Below are 26,769 nucleotides of genomic sequence, written 5' to 3' on the forward strand. Positions count from 1 at the left end.
TGAACAATGGGTACGTGACCCGAGCATCCCTGGACAAGCAGCCGCACGAAGTCGCCGCGATGTTCGACGACGTGGCGGCCAAATACGACCTCACCAACGACGTGCTGTCCCTCGGCCAGGCCCGCCTGTGGCGCAAGGCCGTCGCGCGAGCCGTCGACGCGCGCCCGGGGCAGAAGGTCCTGGACCTTGCGGCCGGTACGGGCACCTCCTCCATGCCGTTCACCGCCGCCGGTGCCTACGTCGTGCCGTGCGACTTCTCCGTCGGCATGCTGCGCGAGGGCAAGAAGCGCCACCCGTGGCTGCCGCTGACCGCCGGGGACGCCACCCGACTGCCCTTCGCGGACGAGGTGTTCGACGCCGTCACCATCTCCTTCGGCCTGCGCAACGTCGCGGAGACCGACAAGGCGCTGCGCGAGATGCTGCGGGTGACGAAGCCGGGCGGCCGCGTGGTGATCTGCGAGTTCTCCACGCCCACCTGGGCGCCGTTCCGCACGGTCTACACCGAGTACCTGATGCGGGCCCTGCCGCCGGTCGCCAGGGCCGTCAGCAGTAGCCCGGACGCGTACGTCTACCTCGCCGAGTCCATCCGCGAGTGGCCGGACCAGCCGGCGCTCGCCGCGCGGCTCCAGCAGGCGGGCTGGGACAAGGTCGCGTGGCGCAATCTGACGGGCGGGGTCGTCGCGCTGCACCGGGGTACCAAGCGCCCCGAGTGAGCCGCCGGCGCGCGCGGGCAGCGGCGTACGCTGCCGCCGGGCCCCGGCGCGGGCGCCGGGGCCACCCTGCGGATCGCGCTGCTGAGCGCGGCCGTCGTGCTGGCGCTCGGCCTGCTCGGCCAGCCGGACCTGTACGGCCTGACGGTCTCCACCACGCCCGTCCTCGCGGCACTGTTCACCTTCGCCCTGGCGGGCGCGGTGAGCGGCGCGGTGCTGTGCCGGGAGGAGCTCGTCGCCCGGTGGGGCGCCGGCGCGCTGATGGCCGTACGCGCCTGGGGCACGGCGCTGCGCGCCCTCGGGTGGTCGGTGGCGCTGTGCGCCGTCGTGGTCTTCGTGGTCCTGCTGACGCACCAGGACGAGCTGGGCGGCTGGACCGTGGTCGGCTCGTTGCTGGTGCTGGTCAACCTGGGGCTGATGGCGCTGGGCCTGGCCTGGGGCGCCGATGTGACCGGGGAGGCCACCGAGCGCGGCCGCCCGCAGGGCGGCACCTTCGGCCTCTCCGAGCTCGGTGACCTCGGCGGCGGCTGGGCGCAGGCCGGCGCGGTGGCGGCGGGCGTCGTGTGCGCGCTGATCCTGGCCGCGCTGATGGCGCGGCGCACGGCCGACCGGCGCGAACAGGCCCTGTCCGGCGCGTTCTTCCTCGCCGCCCTGTGGCTGCTGTCCTTCGTCTCGGGTGCGTCGATGGAGATGTCGGCGGGCACGAGGTTCGGCTACGGCCGCACGCGCTCCATGGACTGGTCCGTCGGCCCGAACATCGCCGAGACGCTGCTCTTCGGGATCCTGTGGACGGCCGGCGCCGTGCTGGTGGCGGCGTTCCTCCTCCGTACGGTCCGGCCGACGGGCCCCGGCGCGTACGGCGGCGCGTACTCCGGCGCGTTCCCCGGTGTGGCGCCGGGCCTGGCGCCGGACTACGCGGTACCGCCGATGCCGCAGACCCTCCCGGGCGCCCCGGCCGCACCCGCGGCACCCCCCGCGTACGCGCCCCTCACGCCGCCCGCGCCCCTGACACCTCCCGCACCCCAGGCCGGGCCCCCCGCACCGCAGACCGGGCCCCCCGCACCGCAGGCCGGGCCTCCCGCGCCCCTCACCACGCTGTCGACGCCGCCCCCGGCCCCCGGCCGGTCCCTGAAGTGGGTGGCGATCGCCCTGGCCGCCTTCCTGGTCGGCGGTTCGGTGGCCGGTGGAGTGCTGCTGACCCGCAACAAGGACCACGGCAAGCACGACACCGCCACGCCCACCGACGACAAGCCCTCGGTCGACCTGCCGGCGGAGGTCACCAAGCCCTCCCCGACCGGGCCCTCCTCCTCGCCCTCCCCGTCGCCCAGTGCCACCCCGTCCGGGAGCCCCTCGGCCACGCCCTCCGAGTCCGCCTCGCCCTCGGCCGAGCCCTCCGCGTCGTCGAGCGCCCCCGGCGGCTTCGAGACGGTCAGCGACCCGCTCGGCTTCAGCCTCGCCGTGCCGTCCGGCTGGAAGCGCGAGGACATGGGCGGCAAGCAGATCGACTACGCGGCGCCCACGGGCGGTTCGTACCTCCGGGTCGGCTTGCTGATCAAGAGCGGCCAGTCCTCGTACGACCACTTCGGCGAGTTGGAGAAGGCGGTCGCCAAGGGCAAGCCCGACTACAAGCGGGTGTCCCTCACCAAGAACACCTTCCAGGGGCGCCCCGGCGCCCGCTGGGAGTTCACCTGGACCGAGAAGAACACCGGCCGCACCATGCACGCGGTCGACCAGGCGTACGTGAACGAGGCGGGTACCGAGTACGCCGTGTACTTCCAGGCGCGGGACGAGGGCTGGTCCGGCAGCCGGAAGGTCTTCGACACCGCGGTGGACAGCTGGTCGGTCATGCCCACCGACTTCGACTGAGCCGCGCCGGCCGGGAGGGACACCGCTTCGGCGACCCTTCTCTCCCGGCCGGGACCGCCCCCATAGACTTCTCATGTCCGGTGCCCGGCCTGACCGGCGCACGCACACCGCCGAGCTACGGGAGTCCCCACCGTGACCGAGTCCCCCACCGAACACAGCGCAGATGTGATCGTCGTCGGGGCCGGCCCGGCCGGCTCCAGCACCGCCTACCACCTGGCCAAGGCGGGCCTGGACGTCCTCCTGCTGGAGAAGACCGCGTTCCCCCGCGAGAAGGTCTGCGGTGACGGCCTGACGCCGCGCGCCACCAAGCAGCTCGTCGCGATGGGTATCGACATCTCCGAGGAGGCGGGCTGGCTGCGCAACAAGGGCCTGCGCATCATCGGCGGCGGCGTCCGCCTCCAGCTCGACTGGCCGGACCTCGCCTCCTTCCCCGACTACGGGCTGGTCCGCAAGCGCGACGACTTCGACGAGCAGCTCGCCCTGAACGCGCAGAAGGCCGGCGCCCGCCTCTACCAGCGCTGCAACGTCGGCGCCCCCGTCATCGACGACCGCACCGGCCGGGTCACCGGCGTCCACGCCCGGCTCGGCGAGGAGAAGACCCCGGTCACCTTCCACGCCCCACTCGTCGTCGCCGCCGACGGCAACTCCACCCGCCTCTCGCTCGCCCTGGGCCTGCACCGGCGCGAGGACCGCCCGATGGGCGTGGCCGTGCGGACGTACTTCACCTCCCCGCGCCACGACGACGACTACCTGGAGTCGTGGCTGGAGCTGTGGGACCGGCGCGGCCCGCAGGACCGGCTGCTCCCCGGCTACGGCTGGATCTTCGGCATGGGCGACGGGACGAGCAACGTCGGGCTCGGCGTCCTCAACACCTCCGACTCCTTCAAGGAGCTGGACTGGCGCGAGGTCCTCAAGGCGTGGTGCGCCTCGATGCCCGAGGACTGGGGCTTCACCCCGGAGAACATGACCGGCCCCATCCGCGGCGCCGCCCTGCCGATGGCCTTCAACCGCCAGCCGCACTACACCCGTGGGCTGCTGCTGGTCGGTGACGCGGGCGGCCTGGTCAACCCGTTCAACGGCGAGGGCATCGCGTACGCCATGGAGTCCGGGCAGATCGCCGCGGACGTCATCGTCCAGGCGCACGCCCGCGCCTCGTACGCCCAGCGCGAGCTGGCCCTCCAGCGCTACCCGAAGATCCTCAAGGACACCTACGGCGGCTACTACACCCTCGGCCGCGCCTTTGTGAAGCTCATCGGCAACCCGAAGGTCATGAAGCTGGCGACGGAGCGCGGGATGACGCATCCGGTGCTGATGAGGTTCGCGCTGAAGATGCTGGCGAACCTCACGGACCCGACGGGCGGCGACGCGATGGACCGCATCATCAACGGGCTGAGCAAGGTCGCTCCCCGGTCCTGACGCCGCCCCGCTCCGGTGTGAAGTGACGCCCCACCTCGGGTGATTCACCCCTTTGAGTCTTACCTGTGCCGATTTGGCGGGTGTGTCTCGGGGGAGGTCTCCGAGGTGGGCCGGACCGGTCGGTTCCGGTTCCGCTTCGCCGACGAAGGGGTTGGGACCGTGCCGAACGAGAAGAGGGACACCGCCCGCGCGCTGACCCGCCTGACCGGGCGCCTGGCCGCCCTCGGGGCGACGCTGATCCTGCCCGTGGCCGGCCCGGCGGCGCCGGCCCACGCCGTGTCGACCGCCTGCACGGTCAACGGCGTCGCCCAGCCGGGCCCGGACATCGTGGGCACCAACGCCGCCGACACGATCGTGTGTTCCTCGGTCGAGGCCGGGCACACCGTCGAGGCCCTCGGCGGCAACGACGTCATCACGCTCACCGGCGCCGTCGACGGCAACGTCCGCGGCGGCGACGGCGTCGACCACCTCACCCTGACCGGCGACGGCGCGGTGGTCAACGAGACGGGCGCCCTCGACGGCCAGTTCGGCGCCGACGTCATCGCCATCCGCTCCCTGGTCCTCGGCGCCGTCCGGGGCGGGCAGGGCGACGACGACATCCGCTTCGTCAACGGCTCCCGCATGACCTCCCGGACCGACATCCGCGGCGCCAGGGGAGCCGACACCATCACCATGGACGAGAGCGTCGACGTCTCGGGGCTGGTGGAGGCCAACGACGAGGACGACATGATCGACGTCCACGGCACCGTCACCTCCACCGGCAGGGTCCGCGGCGGCGACGGCGACGACAGCATTCACGTCCACAACAACCAGGGCGTCGTCGACGCCCGCCCCGGCGTCCGGGACGTCTGCGTCGTGGACATGGGGATGCCCTGCGCGCGCTGAACGGCCCGTACGGCCCCGGGGAGGGCCCGGGTACGGCGAAGGGCCGCCGTCCCGAGCGGGGGGAGCGGCGGCCCTTCGACAGGCGCTTGGCGCGGGCTCGCACGAGGCGGCCGGAAGCCCGGATGTCACATGACGCGAACGGCACCCGTGGGCATGGAGTAGCTCATGTCGCGCTCGACGATGCCGGTGCTGGGGTTCTGGGCGCCGATGAACTTGCCGCCGCCGATGTAGACGCCGACGTGGTACGCGCTGCCGGCGGAGCCCCAGTAGAGGATGTCGCCGACCTGGAGGTTGCTCAGCGAGACCTGGGTACCGGCCGTCGACTGGTCCTGGGAGACGCGCGGGAGGTCGATCCCGATCTGGTTGTACGCGGCCATGACCAGGCCGGAGCAGTCGTACGAGGACGGGCCGGTGGAGCCCATCACGTAGGCCTTGCCGACCTGGGCCCGGAGGAAGGAGACCAGGGTGGCGGCGCTGCCCGAGCCGGTCGACTTGGAGGCGGAGGCGGCCTCCTCGGAGGAGTCGGTGGCGGCCTTCGCGCTGAGGCTCTTGCGCTCGGTGGCGCGGGAGGCGCGGGCCTGCTCGGCGTCGCGCTTCTCCTGGGCCTCGGCGGCCTTCTTCTCGGCCTCGGCCTTGCGGTCGGCCTCGTCCTTCGCCTTCTTGGCGGCGGTGCGGGCCGAGTCGGCGGCGTCGTCCTGCTGCGCGCGGACCTGGTAGTCGAAGGCCGTCTGGGTGGTGGCCGCCGCGCTCTGGGCGATGGAGCTGGCCAGGGTCGCGTTGACCGCCGGCATCTCCATGGTCGCTTCGGTGGGCTTCTCGACGGCGGTGGCGGAACCGGCTCCGGCCACGGCCAGGGTGCTGAGGACGCCACCGGCAACACCAGTGCGCACGACCCACGACTGGGTGGCCGTACGACGGGGCTTCCGGTGGCTGGTTATGTGCGCGTTCGGGGACATGGGACAACGGACTATCAGTACGCGCAGGTTGAGTTCAATAAAGGTGACGTGCGCCACAATTGGCATGTGCGTGCCCAGAATTTGGGCTTTTGATCACGAGAACGTCACGGCGCCCACCGGACCGTCAATCGGTAACAGGCGCCTCAGCATGGGGTTTGGCCCCCGGAGACGATCATTTCTCGCTCTATCACTCTTACGGCTCGCGTGTCGAGGCTACCCAGAGAAACCGTCTTCCGAACCTTCCGGCGCGTGGCGCAGCTCACGTCCCACCGGCCTCCGCCGGGCCGCTCGTGAAGCGAGGTGCGAACGCCGGCCGAGGGGTGCCGATGACTGGCGTCGCCTCAGAGGGTGGCGCTCCTATATCAGTTGACCGTTGTACTTGCCAATTTGCGCGCAGGGCGCATCGCTTGATAGTGGCACCCCTCTCCGACCTGCGCCGGAGCCCCTGAATGTCACCACTCGTGATCACTCGGGCGCTTCGCGTATGAAGATCGCCGCTCATCCGACTTCATGATCGTTCGTCAGGTGGTGGAGATCACAAACGTGGTGCCGCACCCCGTGTCGCAGATCACAGGACGACAGGCATAGGATGCAATCGACCCGGGCTTGTGAACTGCCTCACATGTGGGTGATCTTCCCCGGTGATCACCGCTGATCACCGGTGATCACCCAGGGGCGGGGGATCGCCGGGGTCCGGTCAGCCAGCAGTCAGCGTCGACTGGAAGGAGCGAGGAGCGGTGAACGCCTACGCGCCCATCCTCGTACTGGGAGCCCTCGGGGCAGGCTTCGCGATCTTCTCCGTGGTCATGGCCTCGCTCATCGGGCCCAAGAAGTACAACCGCGCCAAGCTCGAAGCGTACGAATGCGGCATCGAACCCACCCCGCAGCCCGCCGGTGGCGGCCGCTTCCCGATCAAGTACTACCTGACGGCGATGCTCTTCATCGTCTTCGACATCGAGATCGTCTTCCTCTATCCCTGGGCCGTCACCTTCGACGCCCTGGGGCTCTTCGGGCTCGTGGAGATGCTGCTCTTCGTGCTCACCGTCTTCGTCGCCTACGCCTATGTCTGGCGCCGCGGCGGCCTGGAATGGGACTAGGGGGCACCACGCAATGGGACTCGAAGAGAAGCTGCCGAGCGGCTTTGTGCTGACCACCGTCGAACAGGCCGCCGGGTGGGTGCGCAAGTCATCCGTCTTCCCGGCCACCTTCGGCCTGGCCTGCTGCGCCATCGAGATGATGACCACCGGCGCCGGCCGCTACGACCTCGCCCGCTTCGGCATGGAGGTCTTCCGCGGCTCGCCCCGCCAGGCCGACCTGATGATCGTGGCCGGCCGGGTCAGCCAGAAGATGGCGCCCGTGCTGCGGCAGGTCTACGACCAGATGCCCAATCCCAAGTGGGTGATCTCCATGGGCGTCTGCGCCTCCAGCGGAGGCATGTTCAACAACTACGCCGTCGTCCAGGGCGTCGACCACATCGTGCCGGTCGACATCTATCTGCCCGGCTGTCCGCCGCGCCCCGAGATGCTGCTGGACGCGATCCTGAAGCTGCACAAGAAGATCCAGGGCGAGAAGCTCGGCGTGAACCGCGAGGAGGCCGCCCGCGAGGCGGAGGAAGCGGCGCTCAAGGCCCTGCCGCTGATCGAGATGAAGGGTCTGCTGCGATGAGCGACCCCAAGAGCCCCCAGGGCAACAACCTCAACGGCAACAGCCCCAAGGGCAACAACGGCGTCAATCCCGACAAGGACGTCAACGCCCAGAACCTGCCGGGCCAGCGCGGTGACCAGGGCGAGACCATCCGCGTCCAGCGCGGCATGTTCGGCGCCAGGAACGGCGGCGACACCACCGGCTACGGCGGCCTGGTCCGCAGCGTACGGCTGCCGGGCGAGGCCACGCGCCCGTACGGCGGCTGGTTCGACGAGGTGGCCGACGAGCTGGAGGGCGCCCTGGAGGAACAGGGCCTCGTCCCGGAGAGCGCCATCGAGAAGACCGTCGTCGACCGCGGCGAGCTCACCTTCCACATCGCCCGCGAACACCTGCCGCGCGTCGCCCGCACCCTGCGCGACGACCCCGCGCTGCGCTTCGAGCTCTGCACGGGCGTCAGCGGCGTGCACTTCCCCGGCGACAAGGGACGCGAGCTGCACGCCGTCTACCACCTGCGCTCGATCACCCACAACCGGCTGATCAGGCTGGAGGTCGGCGCCCCCGACAGCGATCCGCACGTGCCCTCGATCGTCGACGTCTATCCCACCAACGACTGGCACGAGCGCGAGACGTACGACTTCTTCGGCCTGGTCTTCGACGGCCACCCGGCGCTCACGCGGATCATGATGCCGGACGACTGGCAGGGCTTCCCACAGCGCAAGGACTATCCCCTCGGCGGCATCCCCGTCGAGTACAAGGGCGCCCGGATCCCGGCTCCGGACCAGCGGAGGTCGTACAGCTGATGTCGACACCAACCAGCCCCCGCGAGACCACCGAGGGCACCGTCTACACCGTCACCGGCGGCGACTGGGACGAGATCGCCTCCGCCGCGAAGCGGGCCGACGACGAACGCATCATCGTCAACATGGGCCCTCAGCACCCCTCCACCCATGGAGTGCTGCGGCTCATCCTGGAGATCGACGGCGAGACGGTCACCGAGGCCCGCTGCGGCATCGGCTATCTCCACACCGGCATCGAGAAGAACCTCGAATTCCGCAACTGGACGCAGGGCACGACCTTCGTCACGCGCATGGATTACCTGACCTCGTTCTACAACGAGACGGCGTACTGCCTGGGCGTCGAGAAGCTGCTCGGCATCGAGGACCAGGTCCCCGACCGCGCCACGGTCGTCCGCGTGATGCTGATGGAGCTGAACCGTCTCTCCTCCCACCTGGTGGCCATCGCCACCGGCGGCATGGAGCTCGGCGCCACCACGATCATGATCTACGGCTTCCGGGACCGGGAGATGATCCTGGACCTCTACGAGCTGATCACCGGCCTGCGGATGAACCACGCGTACATCCGGCCCGGCGGGCTCGCCCAGGACCTGCCGCCGGGCGCGGTGGACGCGGTGCGCGAGTTCGTGAAGAAGATGCGCCGCAACCTCCCCGAGTACGACAAGCTCGCCACCGGCAATCCGATCTTCAAGGGCCGGATGCAGGACGTCGGTTACCTCGACCTCGCCGGCTGCATGGCCCTCGGCGCCACCGGCCCCATCCTGCGCTCCGCCGGCCTCCCGCACGACCTGCGCAAGGCCCAGCCCTACTGCGGCTACGACACCTACGACTTCGAGGTCCCCACCACCGACACCTGCGACGCCTACGGGCGCTTCCTGATCCGCCTCGAAGAGATGCGGCAGTCGCTGCGGATCGTCGAACAGTGCCTGGACCGGCTGGCGCCCGGCCCGGTCATGGTCGCGGACAAGAAGATCGCCTGGCCCGCCCAGCTGGCCCTCGGCCCCGACGGGCTCGGCAACTCCCTCGACCACATCAAGAAGATCATGGGCACCTCGATGGAGGCCCTGATCCACCACTTCAAGCTGGTGACCGAGGGCTTCCGGGTGCCGCCCGGCCAGGCGTACACGGCCGTGGAATCGCCCAAGGGCGAGCTGGGCGTGCACGTCGTCAGCGACGGCGGCACCCGCCCCTACCGGGTCCACTTCCGGGACCCCTCCTTCACCAATCTCCAGGCCATGGCGGCGATGTGCGAGGGCGGCCAGGTCGCCGACGTCATCGTGGCCGTGGCCTCGATCGATCCCGTCATGGGAGGCGTAGACCGGTGACCGACGTACAGCTGGGAATGCCGCAGCTCCCCGCGCCCGATTACCCGGCCGACGTACGGGCCCGGCTCGTAGCGGACGCCGAGGAGGTGATCGCCCGCTATCCCGACAGCCGCAGCGCGCTGCTGCCGCTGCTCCACCTCGTCCAGGCCGAGGAGGGCTACGTCACCCGCACCGGCATCCGCTTCTGCGCCGAGGTCCTCGGCCTCACCACCGCCGAGGTGACCGCCGTCTCGACCTTCTACACCATGTACCGGCGCGAGCAGGGCGGCGACTACCAGGTCGGCGTCTGTACGAACACCCTGTGCGCGGTCATGGGCGGCGACGCCATCTTCGAGGCGCTCCAGCGCCACCTCGCCGTCGGCAACGGCGGGACCACCGCCGACGGCAAGGTCACCCTCGAACACATCGAGTGCAACGCCGCCTGCGACTTCGCGCCCGTCGTGATGGTCAACTGGGAGTTCTTCGACAACCAGACCGTCGAGAGCGCCCAGCGCCTCGTCGACGACCTGCGCGCCGGACGCACGGTCGAGCCCACGCGCGGGGCGCCCCTGTGCACGTACAAGGAGACGGCCCGCATCCTCGCCGGCTTCCCCGACCCGCGGCCGGACGCGGTCGAGGCGAGCGGCGGCGCCGGGCCCGCGTCCCTGGCCGGGCTGCGGCTGGCCCACGGCGAGGGCGCGCCCGCCCGCGTCGGCCCGCCGCGCGCCGCGCCGCCCCCCGCCGACGCCGGCCCCGGGGAGCACCTCAGCTCGCACGACGCTCCACAGCGGACATCGGCCTCGGACCCGGACTTCCCGGCCGGACCGGTCGAGGAGGGGGAGGAATGACCATGGCACCCGCGGACGGTGGGACCCCCCGGCCGGAGGCCCTCGGCGAGACCAGCCCCGAGAAGCTCCTCACGCCCGTACTGAGCGCCTTCTGGGACCAGCCGCGCTCCTGGACGCTGGAGACCTACCGGCGCCACGACGGATACGAGGGGCTGCGCAAGGCCCTCGCCATGACCCCCGACGACGTCATCGGCTACGTCAAGGACTCCGGACTGCGCGGCCGCGGTGGGGCCGGCTTCCCCACCGGGATGAAGTGGCAGTTCATTCCCCAGGGCGACGGCAAGCCGCACTACCTCGTCGTCAACGCGGATGAGTCCGAGCCCGGCACCTGCAAGGACATCCCCCTCCTCTTCGCCAACCCGCACGCCCTCATCGAGGGCATGATCATCGCCTGCTACGCGATCCGCTCCCGGCACGCCTTCATCTACCTGCGCGGCGAGACCGTCCCCGTGCTGCGCCGGCTCCACGAGGCCGTGCGCGAGGCCTACGCGGCCGGCTACCTCGGCCGCGACATCCTCGGCAGCGGACTCGACCTCGACATCACCGTGCACGCCGGGGCGGGCGCCTACATCTGCGGCGAGGAGACCGCCCTCCTCGACTCCCTCGAAGGCCGCCGCGGCCAGCCCCGGCTGCGGCCCCCCTTCCCCGCGGTCGCCGGCCTCTACGCCTGCCCCACTGTCGTGAACAACGTCGAGTCCATCGCCTCCGTTCCCGCGATCCTCAACAGGGGCAAGGAGTGGTTCCGTTCGATGGGCAGCGAGAAGTCCCCGGGCTTCACGCTCTACTCCCTCAGCGGCCATGTCGCGAACCCCGGGCAGTACGAGGCGCCGCTGGGCATCACGCTGCGCCAGCTCCTCGGCATGAGCGGCGGCATGCGCCCCGGCCACACGCTCAAGTTCTGGACGCCCGGCGGCTCCTCGACCCCGCTGCTCACCGACGAGCACCTGGACGTGCCGCTCGACTACGAGGCGGTGGGTGCCGCCGGGTCCATGCTCGGCACCAAGGCGTTGCAGTGCTTCGACGAGACGACCTGCGTCGTACGGGCCGTCACCCGCTGGACCGAGTTCTACGCCCACGAGTCCTGCGGCAAGTGCACGCCCTGCCGCGAAGGCACCTACTGGTTGGTGCAGTTGCTGCGCGACATCGAGGCGGGCCGCGCCCGTATGACGGACCTCGACAAGATCAACGACATCGCCGACAACATCAACGGCAAGTCCTTCTGCGCCCTCGGCGACGGCGCGGCCAGCCCGATCTTCTCGTCGCTCAAGTACTTCCGCGCGGAGTACGAGCAGCACATCAGGGGCAGGGGCTGCCCCTTCGACCCGGCCAAGTCCACGGTGTGGGCCGACGGCAGGAACCCCCAGGAGGTGCACGTATGACCGTCACCACGCCGGCCGGCCCCTCCGGCGGAGCGGACGCGGCGCTGCCACCGGAAGACCTGGTCTCCGTCACCATCGACGGCATCCAGCTCTCCGTACCCAAGGGCACGCTCGTCATCCGCGCGGCGGAGCTGCTCGGCATCGAGATCCCGCGGTTCTGCGACCACCCGCTGCTCGACCCGGTCGGCGCCTGCCGGCAGTGCATCGTCGAGGTCGAGGGCCAGCGCAAGCCGATGGCGTCCTGCACGATCACCTGCACGGACGGCATGGAGGTCCGCACTCAACTGACCTCGCCCGTCGCCGACAAGGCGCAGCGCGGCGTGATGGAGCTGCTGCTCATCAACCACCCGCTCGACTGCCCGGTCTGCGACAAGGGCGGCGAGTGCCCGTTGCAGAACCAGGCGATGTCCGCCGGGCAGGCCGACACCCGCTTCGAGGGGCGCAAGCGCACCTTCGCCAAGCCGGTGCCGATCTCCACCCAGGTGCTGCTGGACCGCGAGCGGTGCGTGCTGTGCGCGCGCTGCACCCGCTTCTCGCAGCAGATCGCGGGCGACCCGATGATCGAGCTGCTGGAGCGCGGCGCGCTCCAGCAGGTGGGCACCGGTGAGGACGCCCCCTTCGAGTCGTACTTCTCGGGCAACACCATCCAGATCTGCCCGGTGGGCGCGCTCACTTCGGCGGCGTACCGATTCCGCTCGCGCCCCTTCGACCTGGTCTCCTCGCCGTCGGTGTGCGAGCACTGCGCGGGCGGCTGCGCGACGCGTACGGACCACCGGCGCGGCAAGGTGATGCGCCGCCTCGCCGCGGACGACCCCGAGGTCAACGAGGAGTGGCTGTGCGACAAGGGCCGCTTCGCGTTCCGCTACGCCCAGCGGCCGGACCGGCTCACCACTCCGCTGGTACGGAACGCCGAGGGCGCCCTGGAGCCGGCGAGCTGGCCGGAGGCCCTGGAGGCGGCGGCGCGCGGGCTGGCCGCCGCGCGGGGCCGGGCCGGGGTGCTGACGGGCGGGCGGCTGACCGTGGAGGACGCCTACGCCTACGCCAAGTTCGCGCGGGTGGCGCTGGACACGCACGACGTGGACTTCCGGGCCCGGGTGCACAGCGCCGAGGAGGCGGACTTCCTCGCCGCCCGGGTCGCCGGGCGGGGGCGTGATCTCGACGGCTCGGGGGTGACGTACCGGACGCTGGAGAGCGCGCCGGCGGTGCTGCTCGTCGGATTCGAGGCAGAGGAGGAGGCGCCCGGGATCTTCCTGCGGCTGCGCAAGGCGCACCGCAAGCACGGGCAGCGCGTCTTCGCCCTGGCCACGCACGCCACCCCGGGCCTGACGAAGGCGGGCGGCACGCTGCTGCCCGCCGCCCCCGGCACCGAGACGGAGTGGCTGCGGGCGCTCGCGGACGCCGTGGGGCTCGACCCGGCCGGACAGGCCGCGGCCGAGGCGCTGCGCGCCGAGGGCTCGGTGATCGTCGTCGGCGAGCGGACGGCGGGCGTGCCGGGCGCGCTGACCGCCGTGCTCGCGGCCGCCGGCGCGACCGGCGCGGCCCTGGTGTGGATTCCGCGCCGGGCGGGGGAGCGGGGGGCGATCGAGGCGGGCGCCCTGCCGGGGCTGCTGCCCGGCGGCCGGCCCGCCACCGACCCGCGCGCGCGGGAGGAGACCGCGGCCGCCTGGGGCGTCGACGAACTGCCGCGCAGCCCGGGCCGGGACACCGGACAGATCCTGGAGGCCGCGGCCACCGGCGAGCTGGGTGCCCTGGTGGTGGGTGGCGTGGAGGTCGCGGACCTGCCGGACCCGGCACGCGCGCGTGCCGCGCTGGATTCCGTGCGGTTCCTGGTCAGTCTGGAGCAGCGGCCGGGCGAGGTGACGGACCGGGCGGACGTGGTGCTGCCGGTCGCCGCCGTCGCGGAGAAGGACGGCACGTTCCTCGACTGGGAGGGCCGGGCCCGGCCTTTCGGGGTCGCGATCAAACCCGACCAGCTGCCGCGCCGCCATGTGCCGCCGGACGCCCGGGTGCTGCACATGCTGGCCGACGCCATGGACGTGCCGCTCGGGCTGCCGGACACCGACGCCGTACGGGCGGAGATGGACCGGCTCGGCCACTGGAGCGGCCCGCACGCCGCCGACCCCGCCGAGACCGTACGGGCGCTCCCGCTGCCCGGCGCCGGCGAGGCCGTGCTCGCGGGGCACCGGATGCTGCTCGACCGGGGGCGGTTGCAGGAGGGCGACGAGGCGCTGGCCGGCACCCGGCACGCCGTGGTCGCCCGGCTCTCCGCGGCCACCGCGGCGGAGGCCGGGGTGCGCGAGGGCGAGCCGCTGGCCGTGACCGGCCCGGCCGGCACCGTACGGCTGCCGCTGCGGATCACCGCGATGCCGGACCGGGTGGTGTGGCTTCCGCTGAACTCCGTGGGCGGCGGCGTCGCCTCCGACACGGGGGCGCGGCCGGGCGAGCTCGTCCGGATCGGCGCGGAGACCGGGGCCGAGACGCCGGAGGTGCGGCAGTGAACGCCTATCGACTGGCTGCCGAGGACCTCTCGATGTTCGGCCGGGACCCGTGGTGGCTGGTCGTCGTCAAGGCGGTCTTCTGCTTCGCGTTCGTCATGCTGACCGTGCTCTTCTCGATCGTCTGGGAGCGCAAGGTCGTCGCGTGGATGCAGCTGCGCATCGGCCCCAACCGGCACGGCCCCTGGGGCATGCTCCAGTCCCTCGCCGACGGCATCAAGCTGATGCTGAAGGAAGACGTGATCGTCAAGCGGGCGGACAAGGCGGTCTATCTGCTCGCCCCCGTCGTCGCGGCCATCCCGGCCTTCATGGCGATCGCCGTGATCCCCTTCGGCCCGGCCGGCAATGAGATCTCGATCTTCGGTCACCGCACGACGATGCAGCTCACCGATCTGCCGATCGGCGTGCTCTACATCCTGGCCACCGCGGCGATCGGCATCTACGGCATCGTCCTGGCGGGCTGGTCCTCCGGCTCGACCTACCCGCTGCTCGGCGGCCTGCGCTCGTGCGCGCAGATGATCTCGTACGAGATCGCGATGGGCGTCTCCTTCGCCGCCGTCTTCCTCTACTCCGGGTCGATGTCGACCTCGACGATCGTCGAGGCGCAGCACGACCGGTGGTACGTCCTGCTGCTGCCGGTCTCCTTCATCATCTACATCGTCGCGATGGTCGGGGAGACCAACCGGGCGCCGTTCGACCTGCCGGAGTCCGAGGGCGATCTGGTCGGCGGCTTCAACACCGAGTACTCCTCGATCAAGTTCGCGATGTTCATGCTGGCGGAGTACGTCAACATGGTCACCGTCTCGGCGGTGGCGGTGACGCTGTTCCTCGGCGGCTGGCGGGCCCCGTACCCCGTCTCGGCGTTCTGGGAGGGCGCGAACCACGGCTGGTGGCCGATGCTGTGGTTCGTCGTCAAGATCCAGCTGCTGCTCTTCTTCTTCATCTGGCTGCGCGGCACGCTGCCGCGGCTGCGCTACGACCAGTTCATGAAGCTGGGGTGGAAGGTCCTCATCCCGGTGTCGATGGTGTGGCTGATGCTCGTGGCGACCGTGCGGGCGCTGCGCAACGAGCACTACGACTTCCAGCAGATCGTGCTGTACGTGGGCGGCGGCGTGGTGGCGATCCTGCTGCTGTCCTTCGTGGCCGACATCTTCCGCGGTCGCGGCGAGGAGCCGGAAGGCCCTGCTCCGGACCGGGAGTTCGACCCGATGGCGGGCGGCTTCCCGGTGCCGCCGATGCCCGGCCAGACCCTGCCGCCGGTGCCCCGGCGCCGGCCGCGCCACGACCGGCAGCTCATTGTCAGTGGTGGCGCGGATACTGTCAGTGATGGTCCCCGAGACGGAAAGGAGGGGGCTGACGATGCCTGATTTCCAGAACCCCGTGGCCGGCTTCGGCGTGACCTTCAAGGCCATGTTCAAGAAGCGGCTGACCGAGCAGTACCCGGAGGACAAGAAGCCCACGGCGCCGCGCTTCCACGGCCGCCACCAGCTCAACCGGCACCCGGACGGCCTGGAGAAGTGCATCGGCTGCGAGCTGTGCGCCTGGGCCTGCCCGGCGGACGCCATCTATGTCGAGGGCGCGGACAACACCCCCGAGGAGCGCTATTCCCCGGGCGAGCGCTACGGCCGCGTCTATCAGATCAACTATCTCCGCTGCATCCTGTGCGGGCTGTGCGTGGAGGCGTGCCCGACCCGCGCGCTGACCATGACCAATGAGTACGAACTGGCCGACACCAGCCGCGAATCGCTCATCTACACCAAGGAGGAGCTGCTCGCGGGCCTGGAGGAGCGCATGGTCGACACCCCGCACGCGATCTTCCCCGGCATGACCGAGAAGGACTACTACCGGGGACTGGTCACGGAGGCCGCGCCGGGGACCGTCCGGCAAGTGGCCGTGTCCAAGGGCGAGCAGCCGGAGCGGGCACCGGAGCAGGAAGGGGCGGGCGCATGAACGTCGCGGCCGCCGCCTCGGCCACCTCCACCGGCGAGGCGGTCCAGTTCTGGCTGCTGGGGGCGGTCGCCGTGCTCGGCGCCCTGTCCACGGTCCTGATGAAGAAGGCCGTCCACAGCGCCCTCTCGCTCGCCGCCACCATGATCGTCCTGGCGGTGTTCTACCTCGCCAACGGCGCGTATTTCCTGGGGGTCGTCCAGATCGTCGTCTACACCGGCGCGATCATGATGCTCTTCCTCTTCGTCGTCATGCTGGTCGGCGTCACCGCCGCCGACTCCCTCAAGGAGACCATCAGGGGCCAGCGGTGGCTCGCCGCGCTCTGCGTGCTGGGCTTCGGCATCCTGCTGGGCACCGGCATCGCCAACGCCTCCCTGAAGGACTTCAACGGCCTGGGCAAGGCCAACGCCGGCGGCAATGTGCAGGGGCTCGCCGCCCTCATCTTCACCAAGTACGTCTTCGCCTTCGAGATCACCGGCGCCCTGCTGATCACCGCGGCCGTCGGCGCGATGGTCCTCACCCACCGCGAGCGCACCGAGCGGGCCGCCACCCAGCGCGAGCGCGCCGAGGCGCGCGTACGGTCCGGTGAGCAGCTGCCGCCGCTGCCCGCGCCCGGCGTCTACGCCCGGCACAACGCCGTCGACATCCCCGGCCTGCTGCCGGACGGCACGGCCTCCGAGCTCACCGTCAATCCGACGCTGCGCGCCCGCGGCCAGATCCGCGACGTGTCGGGCGACGCGCTCGACGAGCTGGCCGCGCTCGAACAGCGTTCCAGCAAATGGCTGGCGCGCGGCCGCAGCGAGGACTCCAAGGGGGCCCGTCAGTGAACCCGGTCAACTACCTCTACCTCGCGGCGCTGTTGTTCGTCATCGGCGCGGCCGGAGTGCTCATCCGGCGGAACGCCATCGTCGTCTTCATGTGCGTCGAGCTGATGCTGAACGCCTGCAATCTGGCGTTCGTCACCTTCTCCCGGCTGCACGGCAATCTCGACGGCCAGATCATCGCGTTCTTCACGATGGTGGTGGCCGCCGCCGAGGTCGTCATCGGCCTCGCCATCATCGTGACGATCTTCCGCTCCCGCCACTCGGCCTCGGTCGACGACGCGAACCTGCTGAAGCTGTAAGGGGACGGTGACGTGGAGAACCTCATCGGATTGCTCGTCGCGGCGCCGCTGCTGGGCGCGGCCGTGCTGCTGTGCGGCGGGCGGCGGCTGGACCGTACGGGCCACTGGATCGGCACGCTGCTGGCGGCCGCGTCCTTCGCGATCGGCGTCGTGCTCTTCGCCGACATGCTCGGCCGCGACGGCGCGGACCGCACCCTGGGGACGACGGTCTTCAGCTGGGTCCCGGTCGGCGGCTTCCGCGCGGACGTGGGCTTCCAGCTCGACCAGCTGTCGATGACCTTCGTCCTGCTGATCACGGGCGTGGGCACGCTGATCCACCTCTATTCGGTCGGCTATATGGAGCACGACGAGCGGCGGCGGCGCTTCTTCGGCTATCTCAACCTCTTCCTCGCCGCGATGCTGCTGCTCGTCGTCGCCGACAACTACCTGCTGCTGTACGTGGGCTGGGAGGGCGTCGGCCTGGCCTCGTATCTGCTCATCGGCTTCTGGCAGCACAAGCCGAGCGCGGCGACCGCCGCGAAGAAGGCGTTCATCGTCAACCGCGTCGGCGACATGGGACTGTCGGTCGCGATCATGCTGATGTTCACCACGTTCGGCACCTTCGCCTTCGGACCGGTCCTCGACCGGGCCACCGAGGCGGGGGAGGGCAAGCTGACGGCGATCGGGTTGACGCTGCTCCTCGCCGCCTGCGGCAAGTCCGCCCAGGTGCCGCTCCAGTCCTGGCTCGGCGACGCCATGGAGGGCCCGACCCCGGTCTCGGCCCTGATCCACGCGGCGACGATGGTGACCGCCGGCGTCTATCTGATCACCCGCTCCGGGGCGATCTTCAATGCCGCGCCCGACGCGCAGACCGCGGTCGTCACGGTGGGCGCGGTCACCCTGCTCTTCGGTGCGATCGTCGGTTGCGCGAAGGACGACATCAAGAAGGCCCTGGCGGGCTCGACGATGTCCCAGATCGGCTACATGATCCTCGCCGCGGGCCTGGGACCGGTCGGCTATGTCTTCGCGATCATGCACCTGGTGACCCACGGCTTCTTCAAGGCCGGCCTCTTCCTCGGCGCCGGCTCCGTCATGCACGGCATGAACGACGAGGTCGACATGCGGCGCTACGGCGGCCTGCGGAAGTACATGCCGGTCACCTTCGTCACCTTCGGCCTCGGCTATCTCGCCATCATCGGCTTCCCGGGGCTGTCCGGCTTCTTCTCCAAGGACAAGATCATCGAGGCCGCCTTCGCCAAGGGCGGCACCGAGGGCTGGATCCTCGGCGGGGCGGCGCTGCTGGGCGCGGCCATCACCGCGTACTACATGACGCGCGTGATGATCCTTACCTTCTTCGGCGAGGAGCGGTGGCGGCCCGCCCCGTCACCGGACGAGCCCAGCGCCGAGCCCGCCGCCGGGACGCGCGGCGCGGGCGAGCCGCCCCACCCGCACGAGTCGCCGAAGACCATGACCGTCCCGATGGTGATCCTGGCCGTCGGCTCGGTCTTCGCCGGTGGTCTCTTCAGCGTCAACGACGCCTTCCTGAAGTGGCTGGAGCCCGTCACCGGCCACGCGCACGGACACCCGCCGGTCAGCGCCACGACGGTCACCGCCGCCACCATGGTGGTGCTCGTCGTCGGGGTGACGATCGCCTGGTTCCAGTACGGCCGCCGACCGGTCCCGGTGACCGCCCCACGCGGCTCGCTGTTCACCCGGGCCGCCCGGCGGGACCTGCTCCAGGACGACTTCAACCACATCGTGCTGGTCCGCGGCGGCGAGCACCTCACGCGCAGCCTGGTCTACGTCGACCACACCCTGGTCGACGGCGTCGTCAACGGCACCGCCGCCTCCGTCGGCGGCCTGTCGGCCCGGATGCGCCGACTCCAGAACGGCTACGCGCGGACGTACGCGGTCTCGATGTTCGGCGGCGCGGCCGTGCTCATCGCCGCGACCCTGCTGATGAGGGCGGTCTGAATATGTCTTTTCCCCTGCTGACGGTCACGGCCGCGCTCCCCGCGGCCGGCGCGATCGCCACCGCCGCCGTCCCGGCCGCGCGGCGCACGGCGGCGAAGTGGCTCGCGCTCGGCTTCTCGCTCGCCACGCTCGCCCTGGCGGCCGGGCAGCTGGTGCGGTTCGACCCGGACGCCAAGAAGCCGTTCCAGCTCACCGAGTCCCACGCCTGGATCGCCGACTTCGGGGTGCGCTACGAACTGGGCGTGGACGGCATCGCGGTGGTGCTGATCGCCCTGACCGCGCTGCTGATCCCCTTCATCATCCTGGCCGGCTGGCACGACGCCGATCCCCTCGAAGTCGCCGCCGACGGCCCGGACCACCGGCGCTGGCGCCCCACACAGGGCTTCTTCGCGCTGATCCTGATGGTCGAGGCGATGGTGGTGATCTCCTTCGAGGCCACCGACGTCTTCCTCTTCTACATCTTCTTCGAAGCCATGCTCATCCCGATGTACTTCCTCATCGGCGGCTTCGGCGACCGGGCGGGCGACCGGTCCGAGGAGGAGGCGGCGGCCCAGCGCAGCTACGCCGCCGTGAAGTTCCTCCTCTACAACCTGGCCGGCGGCCTGATCATGCTCGCCGCGGTCATCGGGCTCTACGCGGTCACCGCCGACCAGCTCGGCTCGGGGACCTTCTCGCTCCAGGAGATCGTCCAGGCGCGCGCGGCCGGCAAGCTGGACTTCGCCACCACCACCGAACGGGCGCTGTTCCTCGGCTTCTTCTTCGCCTTCGCCGTGAAGGCGCCGCTGTGGCCGCTGCACACCTGGCTGCCCAACGCCATGGGCGAGGCCACCGCCCCCGTCGCCGTGCTGATCACCGCGGTGGTCGACAAGGTCGGGACGTTCGCGATGCTCCGCTTCTGCCTCCAGCTCTTCCCGGAGGCGTCGAAGTGGGCGACGCCCGTGATCGTGGTGCTGGCGCTCATCAGCATCCTCTACGGCGCCCTGCTCGCGGTCGGCCAGCGCGACATCAAGCGACTGGTCGCCTACGCCTCGATCTCGCACTTCGGCTTCATCGTCCTGGGCGTCTTCGTGATGACCACCCAGGGCCAGGGCGGCGCCACGCTCTACATGGTCAACCATGGCATCTCCACGGCCGCGCTGATGCTGGTCGCCGGCTTCCTGATCTCCCGCCGCGGCTCCCGGCTCATCGCGGACTACGGCGGTGTGCAGAAGGTCGCGCCGGTCCTCGCCGGGACGTTCCTCATCGGTGGTCTGGCCACCCTGTCGCTGCCCGGCCTCGCGCCCTTCGTCTCCGAATTCCTGGTGCTGGTCGGCACCTTCAGCCGCTATCCGGCGGCCGGGATCGTCGCCACGGCCGGCATCGTGCTCGCCGCGCTGTACGTCCTGGTGCTCTACCAGCGCACCATGACCGGCCCGGTCAAGGACAGCGTGCGCGGCATGCCCGACCTGAAGGCGCGCGAACTGGTCGTCGTCGCACCCCTGATCGCCCTGCTGCTGTTCCTCGGCGTCTATCCCAAGCCCGTCACCGAGATCATCGACCCCGCGGTCGGGCACACCATGTCGCAGGTCGACGAGGTCGACCCCGAACCCGCTCTTCCCGTGAACGATGTGGAGGCCGCGAAGTGAGCCACGCAGCATCCGTCCACAGCCTGTGGACGATGTCGGCCGACGCGCCGCAGAAGATCCCGGCCCCCCATATCGAGTACGCCCAGCTGTCGCCGACGCTGATCGTGCTCGGCGCGGCCCTCGTGGGGATACTGATCGAAGCCTTCCTCCCGCGCCGCACCCGCTACCCCGCCCAACTGCTGCTGACCGCGGTCGGGCTGGGCGCCGCCTTCGCCGCCGTCGTCGCCCTGGCCGCCCGGGGGTACGGCACGGACAAGGCGCGGATCGCCGCGATGGGAGCCGTCGCCGTCGACGGGCCCGCCCTCTTCCTCCAGGGCACCATTCTCCTCGTCTCGCTGATCGCCGTGTTCACCTTCGCCGAGCGGCGCCTGGACCCGGCGGCACACGGGAAGCGGGTGGACTCCTTCGCCGCGCAGGGCGCGTCCGTGCCCGGCGGCGCGTCCGAACAGGCGGCGGTCAAGGCGGGCTTCACCACCACCGAGGTCTTCCCCCTGGTGCTCTTCGCGGTCGGCGGCATGCTCGTCTTCCCCGCCGCGAACGACCTGCTGACGCTCTTCGTCGCCCTGGAGGTCTTCTCCCTCCCGCTGTACGTGCTGTGCGCGCTGGCCCGTCGCCAGCGACTGGCCTCGCAGGAGTCCGCGGTCAAGTACTTCCTGCTCGGCGCCTTCTCCTCGGCGTTCCTGCTCTTCGGGGTGGCGCTGCTGTACGGCTACGCGGGCACCGTCACGTACGCGGGCATCGCCGAGGTGATCGACGGCACCACCCGCGCCGTCGACCCGGCCCTCGCCTCGACGACCGGCAATGACGCGCTGCTGCTGATCGGCGGCGCGCTGGTGCTGATGGGCCTGCTCTTCAAGGTCGGCGCGGTGCCGTTCCACATGTGGACGCCCGACGTTTATCAGGGCGCCCCGACGCCCGTCACGGGCTTCATGGCCGCCGCCACGAAGGTCGCCGGCTTCGGCGCCCTGCTCCGGCTGCTGTACGTCGTCCTGCCGGGCCTGCGCTGGGACTGGCGGCCGGTGATGTGGGGCGTCGCGATCATCACGATGCTGGTGGGCGCGGTCGTGGCCGTCACCCAGACGGATGTGAAGCGGCTCCTGGCCTACTCCTCCATCGCCCACGCCGGCTTCATCCTCGCCGGTGTCATCGCCGTCAGCCCCGACGGGGTGTCCTCGGTGCTGTTCTACCTGGCCGCGTACTCCTTCGTGACCCTGGGCGCGTTCGCCGTGGTGACGCTGGTGCGCGACGCGGGCGGCGAGGCGACGCACCTGTCGAAGTGGGCGGGGCTCGGCCGCCGTTCGCCGCTGGTCGCGGCCGTCTTCGCGGTGTTCCTGCTGGCCTTCGCGGGCATCCCGCTCACGAGCGGCTTCGCGGGCAAGTTCGCCGTCTTCAAGGCGGCGGCACAGGCCGGGGCGGCGCCGCTGGTCATCGTCGGTGTGCTGTCCTCGGCGATCGCCGCGTTCTTCTACATCCGGGTGATCGTGCTGATGTTCTTCAGCGAGCCGAAGGCCGACGGGCCGACCGTGGCCGTGCCCAGCGTGCTCACCTCCACGGCCATCGCCGTCGGGGTGGCGGTCACCCTCGTCCTCGGCGTGGCCCCGCAGTACTTCCTCGAACTCGCCGGCCAGGCGGGCACCTTCATCCGATGAGGCCCCAGGTCCCGGTGCCCGGCTCTCGGGCACCGGGACCGCCGGGACCACCTCCCCGACCACCGCCCGGAGCCCCCCGATCGGGAGGGGCGGATCCCGCCGGTCGGCAGTTGTGAGTCGATCATGGCGCCGCACATGATCGATTCATGAACACGACCCCGCAGAGAACCACCCTCCGGCGCGCCAAGCTGGCCGGCGTCAGCGCCGTGACCGCCGCCGCGCTCGTGGCCACCCTCGCCCCCGCCGCCGGCGCCGCCGAGCCCACGCACAAGGCCGACAGCCGCCCCGCCGCGGCGAAGGGCACGTACAGCGACGAGGAGATCGTCGGGCTCCTCACCCTGGGCAGCGGCCGGGCCGCGCAGGAACACCCCGATGTCCTCAAGAAGTTCGGCATGCGCGAGCAGCAGGTGCCCGCGAACAAGGTGTCCTCGCTGACCACCGCGCTGCGCAAGGCCGACCCGGACTTCCACCAGGCGGTCACCCGCGACGTCCAGAGCGGCGACCCGTACAAGGTCCAGTCCGCGCTCACCAAGCTCACCACCGACGTCACGAAGGTGAGCGGCACCAACGGCAACCACGCCGACCCGATGCTGATGGGCAGCTGGTGGGTCAAGACCCAGCAGGCCATCATCCAGACGGGCACCATCGCCACCACCGTCGCGGCCGTCGCCGAGGTCGGCGTCGTCGTCGTGGTCGCCTACCGTCCGTCGGGCGACACCTCGCAGTTCACCCGTGAGGCCATCGCGGCCTCGGTGGCCCGCGCCCTCTGATCCGTCATGCCCCGAAGCTCCCCCGCAGAGGAGGAGACCGGCTGCCGGGCCGCGAGCGATGCGGCCCGGCAGCGGAGCGCCTTCACCAGGACGCTCGCCGCGATCCTCGTCATCATGGCCGCCTCCGTCTACTTCGCCATGCCGCACAACGTCACCACCCCCTCCTGGTCGCCGACGGCCAAGACCTACTTCTCCGCCTTCGTCCCCCAGGGCTGGGCCTTCTTCACCAAGTCACCGGAGAGTGAGCAGATGGGCGCGTACCGGCCGGCCGGCGACGCCGCGCCCCGCAGCCTCTCGACGACCCCGCAGGGCCGGCCCGGCAACCTCTTCGGCCTCAGCCGGGAGCAGCGCGCACAGGGCCCCGAAGAAGCCCTGATCAACGCCGAGGTCCGCAACTGGGAGGAGTGCGCGGCCTCCAACGAGGACTGCCTGCGCCAGGCGGCGGGCCGGCAGCCGCTGCCGGTGACCAACACCTCGCCCCTGCCCACCCTCTGCGGCGACGTCGTCTTCGCCAACGAACGCCCCGTGCCCTGGGCCTTCCGGGACCTGACGGCCGGCACCTCCCGCGTCACCCGCACCGCCCACCTGCGGATCAGCTGCGATGACTGACCGCCCCGGATACCGCGCCGCCCTCGACCGGGCGCTGTCGCGCTTCGACCCGCGCTCGGTGTGGTTCGGCTGGGGCCGCACCCTCGTCGCCGCCGCCCACCTGATCACCCTGGCCCTCACCCCGACGGCCGCGCTGCTCCACCCGCTCCTCGGCGAAAAGCCCTACCCCCACTGCGAGAAGGCGCAGGCGATCTCCGCGTACTGCGTCGGCGGTGACGCCGTCGGCCAGGAGTGGCGCCGGTGGATCATGGTCGTCCTGCTGGCCGTCGTCGCCAGCGGCTACCGCCCGCGATGGACGGTGTGGATCCACGCCTGGCTGATGTTCTCCATCGGCGTGAGCATCTCGCTGCCCGACGGCGGCGAGGCCATCGCGCGGATCGCCGGGCTGCTGCTGATCCCCATGGGCCTGGCCGACGACCGGCGCTGGCACTGGCAGCGCCCCACGACACCGCTCGGGCCCACCGCGCGCGGCGCCGCCTTCGCCGCGTTCTGGGCGCTGCGCCTGCAGTTGGTGATCCTCTACGTGCAGAGCGGCATCAGCAAGTTCGGCGTGCCGGACTGGCTCAACGGGTCGGCGGAGTACTACATCCTGCGCGATCCGGCGTTCGGCGTCGCCGAACCGTTCAAGGGGCCGCTGCTGTGGCTGTCCCGCAACGGGCTCGCCGTCGGCGCGATGACCTGGGGTGCCATCATCGTGGAAGTGGTGATCGCGGCCCTGCTGCTGGGCCCGGACCGGCTGCGGAAGACCGCGTTCGTCCTCGATGTGCTCCTGCACGGGAGCATCATCGCCACCATCGGGCTGTGGAGCTTCAGCCTGATCATGATCGGATGCGCGGCGGTGGCCGCGACACCCGACCGGTTGCCGTCGGTCCCCGCACCGCGCACCCCGCCACCGGCCACACCACGCAAGGAGATCGGAAGATGGCAGACGCGATCATCGAATGCGGAAAAGGACATGTCCAGTGGGGCACCTGGGTCAGCGGTGCCTCGGTGACCACGATCAGGCTGGGCCCCCGCAGGCTGGGCTGGTGCAAGGCGGGCAAGCACGTCTCGCTGCTGCGCCGGATCGACGAATCCCGGCTGACGCCCGAGCAGCGCGGGGAGTTGTTCGGCCCCGCATGACCGAGATGCAGCTGGAACAGGCGGTCGCCGGCTACGCCCGGCGCCCGGTGATCGGCCCGGTCGACCTCCTGCTCGACCGCGGCGTGCACGTGCTGCTGGGCCGCAACGGCGCCGGCAAGACCACGCTCATGCGCGTACTGGCCGGGGTGCTCCCGGCGCTGAGCGGAACCGTCCGCGTGGACGGGACCGACATCGCCGGGCACCCCGACGCCAAGCGCCTGATCGGAGTCCTCTCCCACCGGGCCGCGCTCGCCCCGCAGCTCACCGTCCGGGACAACCTCGACTTCTGGGCCACGGTCCTCGGGGTGCCCCGGCGGGAGCGCAAGCGGCGCGTCACCGAGGCCGCCGAGCGGTTCGACGCCGGGGCGCTGCTCGACCGGCGCACCGCCCGGCTCAGCAGGGGCCAGCTCCAACGGGCCGACCTCGCCCGGCTCCTGCTGGCCGACCCCCGGGTTCTGCTCCTCGACGAGCCGCTGACCGGCCTCGACCCGGTCAGCGCCGAGAACACCCGTGCCCTGGTCCGCGACTGGGCCGCCGAGCGGGTCGTGCTCTACTCCACCCACAGCGTGCCCGAGGCGATGACCCTCGCCTCGCGCCTGCTCGTACTGAAGGACGGCGGCATCACCACCCTCGCCACCACGCCGCCCGACCAGGCGCCGCACGGCTACGAACTGCGCTGCACCCCCACCCCGGACGCCGCCCCCTCGGCTGCCCACGGCTGGCGGCGGGTGGACGTCGGCCCCTCGGAGACCATCGGCGACGTCATCGCCGCGCTGGTCCGCGACGGTGTCTCGGTCACGGACGTGCGTTCCGTGCGCGAGGACACCGAGACGGCCGTGCACCGGCTGCTGGGCGGCGCGTCATGACGGCCGGACAGCTCACCCGGGCCCTGCTGACCCGCACCTGGCGCCACCAGGGCCGACACATCGTCCTCATCCCGCTCGCCGTCGGCGTCGCCCTCGTCGTGCTGCTGCTCGTCCTGCCGCAGGTCTACCCCGACGGTGTGCACGGCAGCGTCGCCGAGCAGCACACCGACCTCGCCGCGGTGACCGGGCTGCGCTCCGCGGCCTCCGCCGCGGTCAGCACCGCCCTGCTGGCGGCGCCGACCCTGCTCGGGGTGGCCGCCGCCCTCATCACCCTCTCCGTGACCCGGTCCGTCGTCGCCGGGGACGTGACCGGGGGCGTCATGGAGGCGCTGCTGGCCACGCCGGTGCGGCTGCGCGCGGTCTTCCTCGCGTACACCGCGACCGCGCTGACCGCCTCGCTGCTGGCCTGGCTCACGCTCGTCGCCGCCTTCGCCGGGCCCGCCTGGGCCGCGCTGGCCGCGGGCGGCGGCTCCGTACACCTCGGCGGCGGCTACCTCCTGCTGGGCCTGCTGGTCCCGGCGGCCGCCATGCTCTGGGCCGCCGCCGTCACCGTCTTCACGGCCTTCCTCTACCCGGCCGGGCTGCGGGCCACGGCCGGCCTCAACGGCGGCCTGGTCCGCGCGGTGGCCCTGCTGCCCGCTCTGGGCACCAGCCTCGCGGTCACCCTGGCGCCGGACGCGTACACCACCGTCACCGCCTGGTACGTGGTCGGCTCGCTGCTGCTGGCGTCGGCGCTGCTCACGGCCGTACCGCTGGTCTTCAGGGCGGACCGCGTCCTGGAGTGAGCTCGTACCGGAGCGAGTGAGTC

The 26,769-nt window shown here is 71.3% G+C and carries 25 protein-coding genes; 24 read left to right on the forward strand and 1 reads right to left on the reverse strand.

The window, feature by feature from the left end:
- Positions 1-14: 14 nt before the first annotated feature.
- From ACZ303_RS26970 to ACZ303_RS26985, 4 genes are all read left to right on the forward strand, one after another.
- The gene (locus tag ACZ303_RS26970) at positions 15-713 is read left to right on the forward strand and encodes a demethylmenaquinone methyltransferase (RefSeq protein ID WP_467343069.1); all 699 of its coding nucleotides are present in this window, start codon (positions 15-17) and stop codon (positions 711-713) included.
- 96 nt (positions 714-809) lie between these two features.
- Positions 810-2,576 carry a hypothetical protein gene (locus ACZ303_RS26975; protein WP_467343070.1) on the forward strand — a complete coding sequence of 589 codons (1,767 nt, stop codon included), beginning with the start codon at positions 810-812 and terminating at the stop codon, positions 2,574-2,576.
- A gap of 132 nt (positions 2,577-2,708) precedes the next feature.
- Positions 2,709-3,992, forward strand: coding sequence for a geranylgeranyl reductase family protein (locus tag ACZ303_RS26980; RefSeq protein WP_467343071.1), 1,284 nt, complete (start codon positions 2,709-2,711; stop codon positions 3,990-3,992).
- 159 nt (positions 3,993-4,151) lie between these two features.
- Positions 4,152-4,877 (forward strand): hypothetical protein, encoded by a 726-nt coding sequence (locus tag ACZ303_RS26985; protein WP_467343072.1) that lies wholly within the window; start codon positions 4,152-4,154, stop codon positions 4,875-4,877.
- A 125-nt stretch (positions 4,878-5,002) separates the two neighbouring features.
- On the opposite strand, the gene ACZ303_RS26990 is transcribed toward ACZ303_RS26985, so the two are convergent.
- Positions 5,003-5,833, reverse strand: a complete 831-nt coding sequence (locus tag ACZ303_RS26990; protein WP_467343073.1) for a C40 family peptidase — start codon at positions 5,831-5,833, stop codon at positions 5,003-5,005.
- Positions 5,834-6,570: 737 nt separating this feature from the next.
- Between ACZ303_RS26990 and ACZ303_RS26995 the strand changes: the two genes are divergently transcribed.
- The 20 genes from ACZ303_RS26995 (at position 6,571) to ACZ303_RS27090 (ending at position 26,746) form a co-directional block, all read left to right on the forward strand.
- Positions 6,571-6,930, forward strand: coding sequence for an NADH-quinone oxidoreductase subunit A (locus ACZ303_RS26995; protein ID WP_467343074.1), 360 nt, complete (start codon positions 6,571-6,573; stop codon positions 6,928-6,930).
- A 13-nt stretch (positions 6,931-6,943) separates the two neighbouring features.
- Positions 6,944-7,498 (forward strand): NuoB/complex I 20 kDa subunit family protein, encoded by a 555-nt coding sequence (locus ACZ303_RS27000; RefSeq protein WP_467343075.1) that lies wholly within the window; start codon positions 6,944-6,946, stop codon positions 7,496-7,498.
- Complete coding sequence (locus tag ACZ303_RS27005; protein ID WP_467343076.1) at positions 7,495-8,277, forward strand: NADH-quinone oxidoreductase subunit C; 783 nt, start codon at positions 7,495-7,497, stop codon at positions 8,275-8,277. Before ACZ303_RS27000 ends, ACZ303_RS27005 begins: the two co-directional genes overlap by 4 nt.
- The gene (locus ACZ303_RS27010; protein WP_467343077.1) at positions 8,277-9,596 is read left to right on the forward strand and encodes an NADH-quinone oxidoreductase subunit D; all 1,320 of its coding nucleotides are present in this window, start codon (positions 8,277-8,279) and stop codon (positions 9,594-9,596) included. Before ACZ303_RS27005 ends, ACZ303_RS27010 begins: the two co-directional genes overlap by 1 nt.
- 17 nt (positions 9,597-9,613) lie before the next feature.
- Positions 9,614-10,423 carry an NADH-quinone oxidoreductase subunit NuoE gene (gene nuoE, locus ACZ303_RS27015; protein ID WP_467343195.1) on the forward strand — a complete coding sequence of 270 codons (810 nt, stop codon included), beginning with the start codon at positions 9,614-9,616 and terminating at the stop codon, positions 10,421-10,423.
- Positions 10,420-11,802: an NADH-quinone oxidoreductase subunit NuoF gene (gene nuoF, locus ACZ303_RS27020; RefSeq protein WP_467343078.1), complete on the forward strand. Its 1,383-nt coding sequence runs from the start codon at positions 10,420-10,422 to the stop codon at positions 11,800-11,802. Before nuoE ends, nuoF begins: the two co-directional genes overlap by 4 nt.
- A complete protein-coding gene (locus ACZ303_RS27025; RefSeq protein ID WP_467343079.1) occupies positions 11,799-14,300 on the forward strand; it encodes an NADH-quinone oxidoreductase subunit G in 2,502 nt (833 codons plus the stop codon). Before nuoF ends, ACZ303_RS27025 begins: the two co-directional genes overlap by 4 nt.
- A gap of 32 nt (positions 14,301-14,332) precedes the next feature.
- Entirely contained in the window at positions 14,333-15,664 is a 1,332-nt protein-coding gene (nuoH, locus tag ACZ303_RS27030) for an NADH-quinone oxidoreductase subunit NuoH (RefSeq protein ID WP_467343196.1), read from the forward strand.
- Positions 15,657-16,247: an NADH-quinone oxidoreductase subunit NuoI gene (nuoI, locus tag ACZ303_RS27035; RefSeq protein ID WP_467343080.1), complete on the forward strand. Its 591-nt coding sequence runs from the start codon at positions 15,657-15,659 to the stop codon at positions 16,245-16,247. Before nuoH ends, nuoI begins: the two co-directional genes overlap by 8 nt.
- A complete protein-coding gene (locus tag ACZ303_RS27040) occupies positions 16,244-17,071 on the forward strand; it encodes an NADH-quinone oxidoreductase subunit J (RefSeq protein WP_467343081.1) in 828 nt (275 codons plus the stop codon). Before nuoI ends, ACZ303_RS27040 begins: the two co-directional genes overlap by 4 nt.
- Complete coding sequence (gene nuoK, locus ACZ303_RS27045; protein ID WP_467343082.1) at positions 17,068-17,367, forward strand: NADH-quinone oxidoreductase subunit NuoK; 300 nt, start codon at positions 17,068-17,070, stop codon at positions 17,365-17,367. The genes ACZ303_RS27040 and nuoK overlap by 4 nt, the downstream gene beginning before the upstream one ends.
- 12 nt (positions 17,368-17,379) lie before the next feature.
- On the forward strand, positions 17,380-19,320 hold the full coding sequence (gene nuoL / locus ACZ303_RS27050; RefSeq protein ID WP_467343083.1) for an NADH-quinone oxidoreductase subunit L: 1,941 nt from the start codon (positions 17,380-17,382) through the stop codon (positions 19,318-19,320).
- Positions 19,321-19,322: 2 nt separating this feature from the next.
- On the forward strand, positions 19,323-20,945 hold the full coding sequence (locus tag ACZ303_RS27055; RefSeq protein WP_467343084.1) for an NADH-quinone oxidoreductase subunit M: 1,623 nt from the start codon (positions 19,323-19,325) through the stop codon (positions 20,943-20,945).
- On the forward strand, positions 20,942-22,594 hold the full coding sequence (gene nuoN, locus ACZ303_RS27060) for an NADH-quinone oxidoreductase subunit NuoN (RefSeq protein ID WP_467343085.1): 1,653 nt from the start codon (positions 20,942-20,944) through the stop codon (positions 22,592-22,594). Before ACZ303_RS27055 ends, nuoN begins: the two co-directional genes overlap by 4 nt.
- A 146-nt stretch (positions 22,595-22,740) precedes the next feature.
- On the forward strand, positions 22,741-23,364 hold the full coding sequence (locus ACZ303_RS27065; protein WP_467343086.1) for a hypothetical protein: 624 nt from the start codon (positions 22,741-22,743) through the stop codon (positions 23,362-23,364).
- Positions 23,365-23,370: 6 nt separating this feature from the next.
- Positions 23,371-23,973 carry an SdpA family antimicrobial peptide system protein gene (locus ACZ303_RS27070; protein ID WP_467343087.1) on the forward strand — a complete coding sequence of 201 codons (603 nt, stop codon included), beginning with the start codon at positions 23,371-23,373 and terminating at the stop codon, positions 23,971-23,973.
- Positions 23,966-24,967, forward strand: coding sequence for a sporulation-delaying protein SdpB family protein (locus tag ACZ303_RS27075; protein ID WP_467343088.1), 1,002 nt, complete (start codon positions 23,966-23,968; stop codon positions 24,965-24,967). Before ACZ303_RS27070 ends, ACZ303_RS27075 begins: the two co-directional genes overlap by 8 nt.
- Positions 24,964-25,095, forward strand: coding sequence for a hypothetical protein (locus ACZ303_RS27080; protein ID WP_467343089.1), 132 nt, complete (start codon positions 24,964-24,966; stop codon positions 25,093-25,095). Before ACZ303_RS27075 ends, ACZ303_RS27080 begins: the two co-directional genes overlap by 4 nt.
- Entirely contained in the window at positions 25,092-25,961 is an 870-nt protein-coding gene (locus ACZ303_RS27085; protein ID WP_467343090.1) for an ABC transporter ATP-binding protein, read from the forward strand. Before ACZ303_RS27080 ends, ACZ303_RS27085 begins: the two co-directional genes overlap by 4 nt.
- Complete coding sequence (locus ACZ303_RS27090) at positions 25,958-26,746, forward strand: hypothetical protein (RefSeq protein WP_467343091.1); 789 nt, start codon at positions 25,958-25,960, stop codon at positions 26,744-26,746. The genes ACZ303_RS27085 and ACZ303_RS27090 overlap by 4 nt, the downstream gene beginning before the upstream one ends.
- Positions 26,747-26,769: the final 23 nt, after the last annotated feature.

It is taken from the genome of Streptomyces sp. NPDC023527 (genome assembly GCF_055560115.1).

Excerpts from the sequence above, each read along its gene's own strand:
- ACZ303_RS26990 (WP_467343073.1), bottom strand. The coding sequence starts at position 5,833 with ATGTCCCCGAACGCGCACATAACCAGCCACCGGAAGCCCCGTCGTACG.
- ACZ303_RS27000 (WP_467343075.1), top strand. The coding sequence starts at position 6,944 with ATGGGACTCGAAGAGAAGCTGCCGAGCGGCTTTGTGCTGACCACCGTC.
- ACZ303_RS27005 (WP_467343076.1), top strand. The coding sequence starts at position 7,495 with ATGAGCGACCCCAAGAGCCCCCAGGGCAACAACCTCAACGGCAACAGC.
- ACZ303_RS27010 (WP_467343077.1), top strand. The coding sequence starts at position 8,277 with ATGTCGACACCAACCAGCCCCCGCGAGACCACCGAGGGCACCGTCTAC.
- nuoE (WP_467343195.1), top strand. The coding sequence starts at position 9,614 with ATGCCGCAGCTCCCCGCGCCCGATTACCCGGCCGACGTACGGGCCCGG.
- nuoF (WP_467343078.1), top strand. The coding sequence starts at position 10,420 with ATGACCATGGCACCCGCGGACGGTGGGACCCCCCGGCCGGAGGCCCTC.
- ACZ303_RS27025 (WP_467343079.1), top strand. The coding sequence starts at position 11,799 with ATGACCGTCACCACGCCGGCCGGCCCCTCCGGCGGAGCGGACGCGGCG.
- nuoH (WP_467343196.1), top strand. The coding sequence starts at position 14,333 with ATGTTCGGCCGGGACCCGTGGTGGCTGGTCGTCGTCAAGGCGGTCTTC.
- nuoI (WP_467343080.1), top strand. The coding sequence starts at position 15,657 with ATGCCTGATTTCCAGAACCCCGTGGCCGGCTTCGGCGTGACCTTCAAG.
- ACZ303_RS27040 (WP_467343081.1), top strand. The coding sequence starts at position 16,244 with ATGAACGTCGCGGCCGCCGCCTCGGCCACCTCCACCGGCGAGGCGGTC.
- ACZ303_RS27055 (WP_467343084.1), top strand. The coding sequence starts at position 19,323 with ATGTCTTTTCCCCTGCTGACGGTCACGGCCGCGCTCCCCGCGGCCGGC.
- ACZ303_RS27065 (WP_467343086.1), top strand. The coding sequence starts at position 22,741 with ATGAACACGACCCCGCAGAGAACCACCCTCCGGCGCGCCAAGCTGGCC.
- ACZ303_RS27070 (WP_467343087.1), top strand. The coding sequence starts at position 23,371 with ATGCCCCGAAGCTCCCCCGCAGAGGAGGAGACCGGCTGCCGGGCCGCG.
- ACZ303_RS27075 (WP_467343088.1), top strand. The coding sequence starts at position 23,966 with ATGACTGACCGCCCCGGATACCGCGCCGCCCTCGACCGGGCGCTGTCG.
- ACZ303_RS27085 (WP_467343090.1), top strand. The coding sequence starts at position 25,092 with ATGACCGAGATGCAGCTGGAACAGGCGGTCGCCGGCTACGCCCGGCGC.
- ACZ303_RS27090 (WP_467343091.1), top strand. The coding sequence starts at position 25,958 with ATGACGGCCGGACAGCTCACCCGGGCCCTGCTGACCCGCACCTGGCGC.